General features: G+C 69.5%; 9 protein-coding genes and 1 pseudogene. 6 read left to right on the forward strand and 4 right to left on the reverse strand.

Features of this window, described 5'->3' with window-relative positions; genetic code table 11:
- Window positions 1–138: 138 nt before the first annotated feature.
- From GT030_RS02885 to GT030_RS02900, 5 genes and pseudogenes are all read left to right on the forward strand, one after another.
- Window positions 139–1,674 carry a cytochrome ubiquinol oxidase subunit I gene (locus GT030_RS02885; RefSeq protein WP_161199674.1) on the forward strand — a complete coding sequence of 512 codons (1,536 nt, stop codon included), beginning with the start codon at window positions 139–141 and terminating at the stop codon, window positions 1,672–1,674.
- 23 nt (window positions 1,675–1,697) lie between these two features.
- A pseudogene (cydB, locus tag GT030_RS36110) lies at window positions 1,698–2,645 on the forward strand (cytochrome d ubiquinol oxidase subunit II); the annotation flags it as partial.
- 108 nt (window positions 2,646–2,753) lie between these two features.
- Window positions 2,754–4,091 (forward strand): NAD(P)/FAD-dependent oxidoreductase, encoded by a 1,338-nt coding sequence (locus tag GT030_RS36115; RefSeq protein WP_237522167.1) that lies wholly within the window; start codon window positions 2,754–2,756, stop codon window positions 4,089–4,091.
- 44 nt (window positions 4,092–4,135) lie between these two features.
- Window positions 4,136–5,647, forward strand: a complete 1,512-nt coding sequence (locus GT030_RS02895) for an MFS transporter (protein WP_161199676.1) — start codon at window positions 4,136–4,138, stop codon at window positions 5,645–5,647.
- A gap of 154 nt (window positions 5,648–5,801) precedes the next feature.
- Window positions 5,802–6,344, forward strand: a complete 543-nt coding sequence (locus tag GT030_RS02900; protein WP_161199681.1) for a TetR/AcrR family transcriptional regulator — start codon at window positions 5,802–5,804, stop codon at window positions 6,342–6,344.
- On the opposite strand, the gene GT030_RS02905 is transcribed toward GT030_RS02900, so the two are convergent.
- The 4 genes from GT030_RS02905 to GT030_RS02920 form a co-directional block, all read right to left on the reverse strand.
- On the reverse strand, window positions 6,341–8,122 hold the full coding sequence (locus GT030_RS02905) for an FUSC family protein (RefSeq protein WP_161199677.1): 1,782 nt from the start codon (window positions 8,120–8,122) through the stop codon (window positions 6,341–6,343). The genes GT030_RS02900 and GT030_RS02905 overlap by 4 nt on opposite strands.
- A 74-nt stretch (window positions 8,123–8,196) precedes the next feature.
- Window positions 8,197–8,832 (reverse strand): LUD domain-containing protein, encoded by a 636-nt coding sequence (locus GT030_RS02910; protein WP_161199678.1) that lies wholly within the window; start codon window positions 8,830–8,832, stop codon window positions 8,197–8,199.
- Window positions 8,829–10,268 (reverse strand): LutB/LldF family L-lactate oxidation iron-sulfur protein, encoded by a 1,440-nt coding sequence (locus GT030_RS02915; RefSeq protein WP_161199679.1) that lies wholly within the window; start codon window positions 10,266–10,268, stop codon window positions 8,829–8,831. Before GT030_RS02915 ends, GT030_RS02910 begins: the two co-directional genes overlap by 4 nt.
- Entirely contained in the window at window positions 10,265–11,044 is a 780-nt protein-coding gene (locus GT030_RS02920) for a (Fe-S)-binding protein (protein ID WP_161199682.1), read from the reverse strand. The genes GT030_RS02915 and GT030_RS02920 overlap by 4 nt, the downstream gene beginning before the upstream one ends.
- A gap of 183 nt (window positions 11,045–11,227) precedes the next feature.
- On the opposite strand from GT030_RS02920, the gene GT030_RS02925 reads away from it, so the two are divergent.
- Entirely contained in the window at window positions 11,228–11,905 is a 678-nt protein-coding gene (locus GT030_RS02925) for a GntR family transcriptional regulator (protein WP_161199680.1), read from the forward strand.
- Window positions 11,906–12,208 lie beyond the last annotated feature (303 nt).

The raw sequence follows: 12,208 nt of genomic DNA on the forward strand, positions 1-12,208 counted from the left end.
TGCCCGCCCCTCATGCCCGGGAGGGAGCGACCGCTCTCGCTCCCTCCCGGAACCCCGATCGCTTACGGCCCTCTTCGTGAATGTATTCACTTTCACAAAGTCGCCGTCGGATCCCCCGAGAGGGAGTGCACACGGCCCATGTCCCCCGACGTGACAGCCCGCTGGCAGTTCGGAATCACCACCGTCTACCACTATCTCTTCGTGCCGCTGACGATCAGTCTGGCCGGCATCACGGCCGGCCTGGAGACGGCGTGGGTGCGCACGAAGAAGGAGAAGTATTTCCACGCCACCAAGTTCTGGGGAAAGCTCTTCCTGATCAACATGGTGATGGGCGTGGTCACCGGCATCGTCCAGGAATTCCAGTTCGGCATGAACTGGTCGGCGTACTCCCGCTTCGTAGGTGACATCTTCGGGGCGCCGCTGGCTATGGAGGCGATCATCGCCTTCTTCTTCGAGTCCACGTTCATCGGGCTGTGGATGTTCGGCTGGGACAAGCTCCCACGCCGGCTGCACCTGTTCTGCATCTGGATGGTGTCCCTCGGCACCGTGCTGTCAGCCTACTTCATCCTGGCGGCGAACTCCTGGATGCAGCACCCGGTCGGATACCGGATGGACCACGGCCGTCCCCGGCTGACGGACTTCTCCCAAGTGCTCCTGCAGCCCACCGCGGTGTTCGCCGCCCTGCACGCCCTCACGGCGGCCTTCGTCACCGGGGGAGCGCTTGTGACCGGCATCGCCGCCTGGCACCTGTGGCGCGCGAAGCGCACCCAGGAGCGAGGCGGCGCGATGGAGGCGGGGCGGGTCGGCGTCATGCGGACCTCCCTGCGGGTCGGCCTCGCGGTGCTGGCCGTCGCCGGCTTCGCCACCGTTCTCGACGCCGATGCCCTCGGCAAACTGATGATCGACCAGGAGCCGTTGAAGATGGCCGCAGGTGAGGGGCTGTGGAACACCGCGGCGAACGCCCCGTTCTCGGTGTTCGCCGTCCCGGACGTCGGCAAGCACCAGAACACCGTCGGCATCGACATTCCGTACGTGCTGTCGTTCCTCGCCCACAGCAACCCGCACACTCCCGTCACCGGCATCAACAACGCGGCGGCGGCCATGGCGGCGCAGTACGGCGGCGCACCGGGGGACTACCTCCCCAACGTCCCGCTGGAGTACTGGTCGTACCGTTTCATGATCACGTTCGGGATGGCCTCCGTCGCCGTCGGCGCGGCCGGGCTGTGGCTGACCCGCAACCGGCACTGGATCGCCCCGGCCTGCGTCACCCGGCCGGACGAGGTCCCCAACCTGATGCTCACCAGGAACCGGGCCCTCGGGCCGGTCCTCACCAAGTGGGCCTGGCGGGCGGCCGTCTGGACCCTGGGGTTCCCGCTGATAGCGAACTCGTTCGGCTGGATCTTCACGGAGACGGGCCGCCAGCCGTGGGTGGTCTACGGCCTGATGCGTACCCCGGACGCCGTCTCACCAGGGGTGAGCGCGGGCGAGATGCTCACCACCTTGATCGGTTTCACCCTCCTGTACGGGATTCTCGCCGTCATCGAAGTCAGGCTGATGGTCAAGTACGCCACGGCCGGGCCCCGGCTCGACGAGCAGCCGCCGCAGCGTGATCCCCGGCTGCGCGGTCCGTTCTCCGCCGAGGACGACGACAAGATCCTCACCTTTGCCTACTGACCAGCCGTCAGGAAACGATTCCCATGCACCTGCACGATCTCTGGTTCCTGCTCATCGCCTTCTTCTGGACGGGCTACTTCGTCCTGGAGGGCTTCGACTTCGGCGTCGGTGTGCTCACCAAGCTCCTCGCCCGCGACGAGCCCGAACGCCGCGTGCTGCTGAACACCATCGGCCCCGTCTGGGACGGCAACGAGGTCTGGATGATCGCGGCCGGCGCCGCGACCTTCGCCGCCTTCCCCGGCTGGTACGCCACCATGTTCAGCGGCTTCTACCTCGTGCTGTTCGCGGTCCTGGTGTGCCTGATCGTGCGGGCCGTGGGCTTCGAGTACCGGGCCAAGCGCGAGAGCGTCCGGTGGAAGCGCAACTGGGAGCACGCCATATTCTGGTGCTCGCTGCTGGCGCCGCTGCTGTGGGGCCTGGTCTTCGCCAACGTCGTCCACGGTGTCGCCATCGACCGGCGGCACGTCTACACCGGCGGACCGAGCGGTCTGATCCACCCCTACGCGCTGCTCGGCGCGGTGACCCTGCTGGCGGTCTTCACGGTCCACGGAGCGGTGTTCGTCGCGCTCAAGACGGTCGGCGACATCCGCGCCCGGGCCCGAACACTCGCCGTCAGACTCGGCGTCGTGGCCACCGTGCCCGCCGCGTTCTTCCTGCTCTGGACGCAAGCGGACCGTGGCAACAGCCGGAGCCTGGTGACGGTGGTCATCGCGCTGGTGGCCTGGGGCGTCGCGCTCGCCTGCACCAGGGCCGGCCGGGAGGGGTGGGCGTTCACCTTCTCCGCCGCCACGGTGGCGGCGACGGCAGCCACGTCGTTCCTTACGCTCTATCCCGCCGTCATGCCGTCCACGCTGAACCCCGCCTGGAGCCTGACCGTCACCAACGCGTCCTCCTCGGCGTACACGCTGGGGATCATGACCTGGGTGGGCGCCGTCTTCGCGCCGCTGGTCATGGGCTATCAGGCCTGGTCGTACTGGGTGTTCCGCAAGCGCATCGGCACCCAGCACATCCCGCGGGCCAACTCGTCCGCGCCCGCTCCGGAACGCTCTCACGTCCTGTCTCACGCACAAGGAACCGTCATGACCCCTGCACCTGTCCCGAACAGGCCGCGCATTCTCATTGCAGGCGGCGGCTACGTCGGCCTCTACACCGCGATGCGCCTGCTGAAGAAGGTGCGCCCCGGCGAGGCGACCGTCACGGTCGTGGACCCCCGCTCGTACATGACCTACCTGCCCTTCCTCCCGGAGGCGGCAGCCGGCAACGTGGCGCCGCGCAACCTGGTCGCCTCGCTGCGCGGTGTCCTGACCGGCGCGGAAGTGGTGACCGGCCACGTGGTCTCCGTCGACCAGGCGGACAAGGTCGCCCACGTCACCACCGCGGCGGGCGATGCGCTCGAACTGCCCTTCGATCACTTGGTCGTCGCGCTCGGCTCCGTCTCCCGCACCTTCCCGATCCCCGGCCTGGCCGAGCACGCCATCGGCATGAAGTCGGTCGAAGAGGCCATCAGCCTGCGCAACCACGTGCTGGCCGAGCTGGACCGGGCCGATTCCACCACGGACGAGACGGTGAAGCGCAAGGCTCTGACCTTCGTCTTCGTCGGGGGCGGCTTCGCCGGCGTGGAGACCATCGCGGAGGTGGAGGACATGGCCCGCGACGCCGCCCGTACCTACCACAACGTCAGCCGGGAGGACATGCGCTTCATCCTGGTCGAGGCCGCAGGGCGCATCCTCCCCGAGATGGGCGCCGACCTCGGTGTCTGGACGATGGAGAAGCTCCAGGCACGGGGCATCGAGGTGTACCTCGAGACCTCCATGGAGTCCTGCGTCGACCAGCACGTGGTACTGGCGAACGGGATCGAGACGGACGCCTCCACGATCGTGTGGACCGCCGGCGTGCGCCCCAACCCCGCCCTGGCCCACTTCGGCCTGCCGCTCGGCCCGCGCGGCCACGTCGACACCCTGCCCACGCTGCAGGTCAGGGGCCTTGAACATGTGTGGGCCGCGGGCGACAACGCCCAGGTTCCCGATCTGGCCGGCGAAGAGGGCGCCTGGTGCCCGCCCAACGCACAGCACGCCGTACGGCAGGCCCCGGTGCTCGCCGACAACGTGCTCGCGGCTCTGCGCGGCCGGCCGGTGACGGAATACCGGCACAAGAACCTCGGCGCGGTGGCCGGCCTCGGCCTCCACAAGGGCGTCGCGATCCTGTTCGGCAGGATCAAGCTCAAGGGACGGCCGGCGTGGTGGTTCCACCGCCTCTACCACGGCAGCCGTGTGCCGACGCTGAACCGCAAGATCCGCGTGTTCGTGGACTGGTGCCTGGCCTCCCTGCTGAAGCGGGACACCGTCGGCCTCATCGAACTGGAGCACCCGCGCGAGCCGTTCACCGAAGCGGCCACGCCGTCCCGCAGCCGTACCTGATTCCTTCCCCCCTTTTGTGTTCGTCTTGTCTGGAGGGCTGTCCCATGTCCCAGAACGCCGTCGCCGCCGCTCGGGGCGCTGAGGCCGCACCTGAGAAGGTGCCTGCCGACCCGTCACACGGACGCCGCTGGTTGATCCTGCTGGTCATTTCCCTGTCGATGCTGATGGGTGTGCTCGACGGCACCATCGTCAACATCGCCCTGCCCTCCGCCCAGCGCGACCTCGGCTTCTCGGACGCCGACCGGCAGTGGGTGGTCACCGCCTACGCGCTGGCCTTCGGCAGTCTGCTGCTGCTCGGCGGCCGGATCGCGGACCTGGTCGGTCAGAAGGTGACCTTCCTGGTGGGTCTGGCCGGCTTCGCGGCCGCTTCCATGGTGGGAGGCGCGGCGAACAGCTTCGCCATGCTCGTCGTCGCGCGGGCCGTCCAGGGCCTGTTCGCCGCCCTGTTGGCCCCGTCCGCGCTGTCGATCCTGATGACGACCTTCACCGAGCCGCGTGAGCGGGCGAAGGCCTTCACCGTCGCCGGCTCGATCTCCGGTGCCGGCGGAGCCGTCGGCCTGATCCTCGGGGGTGTGCTGACCCAGTACCTGAACTGGCGCTGGACCATGTACGTCAACGTGGTCTTCGCGGTGGTGGCGTTCGTCGGTGGCATAGCCCTGCTGCACCGCACCCCGCGCAACACGTCCTCCAAGCTCGACGTCCTGGGCACTCTGCTGGTCTCCATCGGTCTGTTCTGCCTGGTCTTCGGGTTCTCGAACGCCGAGACGCACGGCTGGGCCTCGCCGGCGACCTGGGGCATGCTGGCGGCCGGTGCCGTACTCGTGGCGGTCTTCGTGTGGTGGCAGACCAGGGCGGCGTATCCGCTGCTGCCTCTGCGGGTCCTCCTGGACCGTAACCGCGGGGCCTCCTTCGTCTCCCTCTTCGTCATCGGCGCGGGTATGTTCGGCGTGTTCCTGTTCCTGACCTACTACCTGCAGCAGAGTCTCGGTTTCAGCGCGCTTAAGACGGGCTTCGCCTTCCTGCCCATGATCGTGGCCTCGTCCACCGCCTCCGCCGTGGCCAACAACGTCCTGGTGCGGCGCGTAGGTCCCAAGCCCGTGGTCCCGCTGGGCATGGCCATCGCGGCCGCCGGCCTGGGGTGGATGACCACGCTGGACCTGAACAGCGGCTACCTGGCCCAGGTGCTGCCCCAGCTGGTGCTCGTCGGTATCGGGCTGGGCACCGTCGTCGCGCCCGCCATGAGCCTGGCCACCTCCGGAGTGGCCGCGGCCGATGCCGGCGTCGCGTCCGCCGCAGTCAACACCGTCCAGCAGGTCGGCGGTTCCATCGGCGTCGCCCTGCTCAGCACGATGGCCTCCGACGCCGCCACCAACTACCTCTCCGGGCGCAACCCCAAGGACCCCGGCGTCCTGGCGCAGGCCGGTCTGGAGGGCTACGCCACCGCCTACTGGTGGTCGGCGGCCGTGTTCGTGCTCGGCCTGGTCGTGACCCTGCTGTTGTACCGTCGTGGCGTACCGCAGCAGGACGAGGACTCCGCACCCGTCGTACACATGTGACGCACGCCGCGTAATGGATGCGGACTCCGGGCTTTCCTCTTCCACTACTATGAGACGAGATGACTCATAGTGACACTGCAAGGCGCTTGGCCTCATAGAAGTGGAGTAGGTGCAGGTGAGAACTGATCCGCGTCTGTTGCGCAGTCGCGAAGCCATGGTCGCGGCGGCCACCGCGTTGCTCACGGAAGGCGGCCTCGAGGCCGTGACGCATCAAGCGGTGGCCGCCCGTGCCGGTGTTGGCAGGGCCACGGTCTACCGGCACTGGCCCGGCCCCCTCGACCTGCGCCTGGCCGCCCTCGAAGCCGGCATGCCGCCGCTGCCCCCGGTGCCGGAGGAGATCAGGGCCGCTTCGGGGCACGATCCGCGAGCCGAGCTCGTTCACAATCTGGGCGTGCTCGCCGAGCGGCTGGACGACGAGAACACAGGGGCTGTCCTCGTCGCCGTCATCGGCGGCTCCCGGAACGACGAAGGCATGCGTCATCTCCGGCAGACGCTGATGGACCAGATCGCCGATGCCGTGCGCCCTGCTGTCGCCGCGGCCGTCGAGCGCGGCCAGCTCCGGCCCGACGTCACCGCCGAGACCATGGCCATGGCCACGGTCGGTCCCCTGTTCTTCGAGCGGTTCATCGCCGGGAACCGCCTCGGGCGTGACACGGTGGAGATCGTCGTCGACGCCGCTCTGCGGGCCTGGGCCTAGGCGCTGTCCGGCGCATGATCTCCAGCGGAGCCGCCGGTGCCGGTCAGGGCCTGGGCCGTGACGGCGTCGCAGACCTGCTCGGCGGCGATGATCGTCGCCTCCCAGTCCGGAAGGCCGCGCTTGGGGGAGACGGTTTCGGCGTGGGCCTGAGCCGCCGCGCGCCGCGCGTCGGCCAGGCTGCGGTAGGCGGCGCGGCGCAGAGTCTGCCGCTGGGAAGCCGTGGCGCTCGGTGCCAGGTCGCGGTACCGGCGGACGGCGAGCAGGGCGGCGTCGGTCTGCGCCGCCGCCCAGCTGTCGGCGGAGTCGGGCCACACCAGGAAGTTCGCCACCAGCACGATGGCCGCCGCCAGGATGGTGTCCAGGATGCGGGTGCCGTACAGCGGCCGGTGGTCTCCGAGCAGGTCGACGAGGACGAAGACGATTCCCGTCAGACCGGTGGTGGCGACGGCGTAGTGGTGGCGTACTCCTACCGCCATGAGTGCGCCGAAGACCGCTACCGTTCCGATGAGCGCATAGGGTGTGTTGCCGGTCAGCAGAGCCACGGCCCCGGTCGCGGCCACGCCGACGACCGTGCCGACGCAGCGGTGTACCGCCCGGCGCAGCACGGGGCCGAAGTCGGGCTTGTAGATGAAGGCCACGGTCATGGGCAGCCAGTAGCCCCTCGGTCCGTGCAGCAGCAAAGCGCTGACGTACGCGACGAGCACACAGGCAGCGAGCAGAACGGCGTACCGCAGATGAACGGTCCGACCCGGCCGCGGCCGTGCCGGTACCGAAAGAACCACATCCGAGCCGGCCTCCGCGTCGGCCGTCCCGCACAGTTCCACCAGAGCGTGGAGAGCGGGTGAGCGCAGGTCGCAGTCGGGCACCCCGTTCTCGGTCGGCACGAGCCTCTGCTCCGTGGCGGTGCCCCCGGGAGGAAGCAGGCGCTCGGCCATAGCCAGGGGGAGGCCGGCCACGCAGTGGGGGAGGGGACGCCCCTCCCACACGAACGCCGACACCACCCCGCCGAGACGTACGGCCAGACGCAGCGCTTCGAGCAGTCGACGGGTATCGGGATCCACCGACTGGTGCCGGGCCGCCTTCGCCAGGTCCGGGGCCATGACGTCGTGAGCGTCGTTGAGTGCCAGCGTCATGGAGCGGCGCGCGGCCTCGGCGTGCGGGGTGCCGACGGCGGCCAGTGTCCGGGCGGCGGCGCGGTAGACGGCGCGCACGGCGTCGGACTCGATCCGGTGCCGCCGCCACAGCCACGGGCTGGTGGACAGGACGGTCACCAGAAGCGTGCCCGAGAGCAGTGCGAGGGGCGGCTGCCACCACGGGCCGGACACAGCGATGCCGCTGCCGACGGTGGTGCCGAGGAGCAATTGCATGCCCGCCACGGAGAGAATGGGGCCCCGCAGGCTGATCAGCCCGCCGACCAGCGCCGTGGCGACCAGACAGCCCGCCACTGCCGCCATGTCCCCGCTGCGCAGCGCGAGTTCTCCGATGAGCAGGCCGAGGGCGCTGGCCAGTCCCACGGCAACCAGTCGCTGCATGCGCAATCGGTAGGGGGACGAACTGTCCTGCCCCACCCCCCACAGGGCACCGATCGCGGCGAACACGGCCGGAACCGTGTGTCCTGTCCACAGTCCGAGCAGGAGGGGAAGGGCCAGGGCGACGACACTCCGCAGGGCGGCGGCGAGCGGGAACCCCGCGCGCACCGTACGCAGAGTTCGGCGCAGCCAGGAGGTCACAGCCGCCAGCGAACGGCGCGACTGCGAGGTTGGTGCTGCGGATGCCATGGGAGCGGGTCCTGGTTCGGTAACGGTGGTGTCGCTGCACGACCCCACATCGCGCGCGTCTGTCGCGGCCCCCCTCAGGGCGTGATGAGGACGGTCAGCCTGCGGGGGCCGTGGACGCCTTGGACGCGGATCATCTCGATGTCCGCGGTGGCCGAGGGGCCGCTGATCCATGTGATCGGACGGCGTGGATCGAGCTGGTTGATCACTTCGGGCATGGAGGAGCCGACCTGCTCCTCACCCACGACGCAGACGTGGACGTCCGGCACCAGCGTGGGGGCGCGCCGGCCCTGTCCGGGGCCTGCGTCCAGGATGATCGTTCCAGAGTCGGCGATGGCGGCCGCGCACGTCGTGATCACGGCGTCGGTGGCATCGAGTTCCGCCTTCGACAGCGGCGGGGCGTCCCTGCGGATCACACCGGACCACTGGGCCGACCAGGCCGCGGGAAGGCCGTCGGGAACGACCGCGGAACGCGCCGAGCTCTCGTCGAGGGCGTCCGCCACCGCGGCGGGCAGGCCGTGCGCCGGCACCCGGCGTACGGTCGCCCCGTACTCCTCCAGGCGTTCGACGAACAGTTCGATGACGGCCGTTCGGTCGCCGGGGGAGATGCCCGGGGCGCTGCGCAGATAGGCGCGGGGCACGTCCACCGGCTCGGCCGGCAGGTCGGCGACGGCCGCGCGGATGCGGCCGAGGATGGCTTCGCGCGCGTTCACTTGGTGCCTCCGTCGGTGCGCTCCCACCAGGTGCGGAAGGACTGCTTGGGGATGTCGGGGATGCTCCTGCTGTCGGTCCAGCCGTGCAGGGGACCGGGCAGACCCATGTTCTTCGGCAGGAGCACGCCGGCCTTGCCGGCCGACTTGACGGCCGCGTTCCACAGCGGGTTGTGGTCCATGACGGTTTCCACCGCCTTCAACGCCGCCTTTTCGGCGGGGTGCTTGACCTTGGCGTCCCCTTCGGCCACGTCCGCGCGCAGCTTGAGCAGCACGTCGGTGAAGCGGATGCGGACCGGGCAGACCTCGTTGCAGGCACCGCACAGGCTGGAGGCGTACGGCAGTGAGGCGGTCTGGGGGTCGTCCGGCCCCTTGAGCAGGGGGTTGAGGATCGCGCCGATCGGGCCGGGGTAGACCGAGCCGTAGGCGTGGCCTCCGGTGCGTTCGTAGATGGGGCAGATGTTCATGCAGGCACCGCAGCGGATGCAGCGCAACGCCTGCCGTCCCACCGGGTCGGCCAGGGCGCGGGTGCGGCCGTTGTCGACCAGGACCAGATGGAAGGTGGAGGGCCCGTCGCCGTCCGTGACGCCGGTCCAGCTGCTGGTGTAGGGGGCCATCCGCTCACCGGTGGCGTTGCGGGCCAGCAGTTGCAGGAAGACTTCCAGGTCCCGCCAGGTGGGCACGACCTTCTCGATGCCGACCACCGAGATCAGGGTGTCGGGCAGGGTCAGGCACATGCGCCCGTTGCCCTCGGACTCCACGATCACCAGGGTGCCGGTCTCGGCGACGATGAAGTTGGCACCCGAGACGGCAACCTTCGCCTTGAGGAACTTCTCCCGCATGTGCAGCCGCGCCGCCTCGGCCAGCTCCTCGGGGTCGTCCGTGAGACGGTCCGGAGCGGGGCGGCCGTGCTTGCCCATCTCCCGCACGAAGATGTCGCGGATCTCGGTGCGGTTGCGGTGCAGGGCCGGGACCACGACATGCGACGGCAGGTCGTCACCGAGCTGCACGATGGCGGCGGCGAGGTCGGTCTCACGTGCGCTGATGCCGGCTGCCTCCAGGGCGCCGTCGAGACCGATCTCCTCGGTCAGCATGGACTTGACCTTCACGATCTCCGTCTCGCCGGTCTGCCGGACGAGATCGGTGACGATGCGGTTGGCCTGTTGGGCGTTCTCCGCCCAGTGGACGATGCCGCCTGCCTCGGTGACCTTGTCCTCGACCTGTTCGAGGTAGCTGTCGAGGTGGCCGAGGACCTCGTCCTTCAGGCCGGCCGCGCTGTCGCGCAGATCCTGCCAGTCGGGGCGCTCGGCAGCGAGGACGCCGCGCTTGCCGCGGATCGTGTGGGTGGCCCGGCGCACGTTGGCACGCAGCTGCTCGTCCCGCGTGGCACTCTCGGCCGCCGTGGGGAACTTCGGCCAGTCCACGAACACCTTGCTCATCGCATGACCTCCAGTCCCGCGACCGGCACGCCGTCCATCGGGCCGTCCTCCTCGGTCCTGGCCAGGATCTCGACCAGGTGCATGGAACGCACCGTGTGACCGTCCTTGGAGAGGCGGCCGCCGATGTTCATCAAGCAGGAGTTGTCCACTGCCGCCAGGACGTGCGCCCCGGTCTCCAGCACATGCCGGGCCTTGTCCCCGTTCATGGCGCCGGAGACCGCACCGTTCTTGACCGAGAAGGTGCCGCCGAACCCGCAGCACTCATCCTGCGCGGGCAACTCGACGAAATCGACGTCCTTCACTGCTCGCAGCAGCCGGTAGGGCCTCTCGCCGAGCGCCGAGGCACGCAGGCTGTGGCAGGTGGGGTGATACGTGACGCGGTGGGGGAAGTAGGCGCCCACGTCCTCCACACCGAGTACGTCGGTGAGGAACCGCGTCACCTCGTGCACGCGGGGCGCCAGGGCGCGGACGTCGTTGAGCAGGTCGTAGTCGCCCACGGACTCGGCGGCGGTCGCGTACGCCTCCGCGGGCAGCCCGCCGCACGAAGCGGAAGGCACGATGATCCGGTCGTAGCCGCCGAAGACCTCCACGAAGTGGCGTGCCAGCTTCGCGGTCTCGGCCCGGTAGCCGGTGTTGTAGTGCATCTGGCCGCAGCAGCTCTGTGCGGTGGGGAACTCCAGCTCGATGCCGAGCCGCCGCAGCAGCTTGACCGTGGCCTGTCCTGTCGCCGGAAACAGAGTGTCGTTGAGGCACGTGACGAACAGCGCGGTGCGCATGGCGTCACCCTTTCTCATCCGAGCGGATGTCGGCCCGCTTCCATCGTGAGCCGTGCGGGGATGGGCTGCCATCGCGGTGGAGAAGGCCACCGCCGACATGCATGTCAGCTTAAACGCAAGCTTGTATACAAGCAAGAGTGCAAGCAAGCTGTCACCTTGCATGCATGCGGCACAATGACTCGCATGAGCAGCCAGCCGAAAGCCGCCGACCGCGCCTACGTCCACATCCGGGACAAGCTCCTCGACGGGGAGTACGCGAGCGGCCACCTGCTCTCCGAGGGGACCGTCGCAACGGACCTCGGGATCTCCCGCACCCCGGTCCGGGAGGCCTTCCAGCGGCTGCAGAACGAGGGGTTCCTGCGCGTCTATCCCAAACGGGGTGCGGTCGTGGTGCCCGTGGGACCCGATGACGCACACGGAGTGCTGCAGGCGCGACTCCTGATGGAACTGTTCGCCCTGGACTCGCTGGTCGCCCGCGGACCGCAGGCGATGCGAGAGATCGGCTCGGCGCTGCTGCACGACTGCGAAGAAGAGCAGAAGCAGACCACTTCGGCCAGTGCGCGGGAGTTCGGGCGCGAGTTCCACATCCGGCTCATGCGGGCGGCGGGCAATCCCGTCCTCGGCGAGCTCTACGAGACGCTGTGGAACCGGCAACTCCGTATCGCCGCCGCCGCAACGGCCGGCCCGCACCACGCGGCAGCGGACATGGCGGAACACGCCGGGATCGCCACCGCGCTGCATGATCAACGCCCGGCCGAAGCACGCGAACTGCTCACCGACCACCTCGCGGGCGTACTGCACCGCACCGGCTTCAGCGGGCGTCCGAGCCTGCCGCCGGTCGCCGGCGTGGACGGTCCCTGACGGCAGCGGCGCCGATGCCCCCGCGGTGGCGTGCGGGGCGGTCCGCTGCCGCGGTCGCCCTCATGCCCGTCGCGCACGCGGGGGGCTAGATGTGTCCGCGTCGCGCAGGAGGCTGCTCTCTTGGCGCGTCAGCGGCCTTCGGGTCGTGCCGGACTGAGAGCGCGCGGGCCCTAAGCCGGCTCCGTGGCAGGGCTCTCGCCATGCCCTCGATCAGCGTGAAACCGTGCCCAGTCACCGGCCGACAGCCGGGTGGTCCGATTGCAGATGGCCGAGGATGGCGCTGGAGATCTCTGCCAGCTGGTC

Origin of the sequence: Streptomyces sp. SID1328 (genome assembly GCF_009865595.1) — a bacterium.
GTDB classification, from domain to species: domain Bacteria; phylum Actinomycetota; class Actinomycetes; order Streptomycetales; family Streptomycetaceae; genus Streptomyces; species Streptomyces griseoluteus.

What these genes read in the sequence shown, in the direction of transcription:
- GT030_RS36115 (WP_237522167.1), top strand. Translation starts at nt 2,754, where the DNA reads ATGACCCCTGCACCTGTCCCGAACAGGCCGCGCATTCTCATTGCAGGC.
- GT030_RS02895 (WP_161199676.1), top strand. Translation starts at nt 4,136, where the DNA reads ATGTCCCAGAACGCCGTCGCCGCCGCTCGGGGCGCTGAGGCCGCACCT.
- GT030_RS02925 (WP_161199680.1), top strand. Translation starts at nt 11,228, where the DNA reads ATGAGCAGCCAGCCGAAAGCCGCCGACCGCGCCTACGTCCACATCCGG.
- GT030_RS02900 (WP_161199681.1), top strand. Translation starts at nt 5,802, where the DNA reads ATGGTCGCGGCGGCCACCGCGTTGCTCACGGAAGGCGGCCTCGAGGCC.
- GT030_RS02885 (WP_161199674.1), top strand. Translation starts at nt 139, where the DNA reads ATGTCCCCCGACGTGACAGCCCGCTGGCAGTTCGGAATCACCACCGTC.
- GT030_RS02915 (WP_161199679.1), bottom strand. Translation starts at nt 10,268, where the DNA reads ATGAGCAAGGTGTTCGTGGACTGGCCGAAGTTCCCCACGGCGGCCGAG.
- GT030_RS02905 (WP_161199677.1), bottom strand. Translation starts at nt 8,122, where the DNA reads ATGGCATCCGCAGCACCAACCTCGCAGTCGCGCCGTTCGCTGGCGGCT.
- GT030_RS02920 (WP_161199682.1), bottom strand. Translation starts at nt 11,044, where the DNA reads ATGCGCACCGCGCTGTTCGTCACGTGCCTCAACGACACTCTGTTTCCG.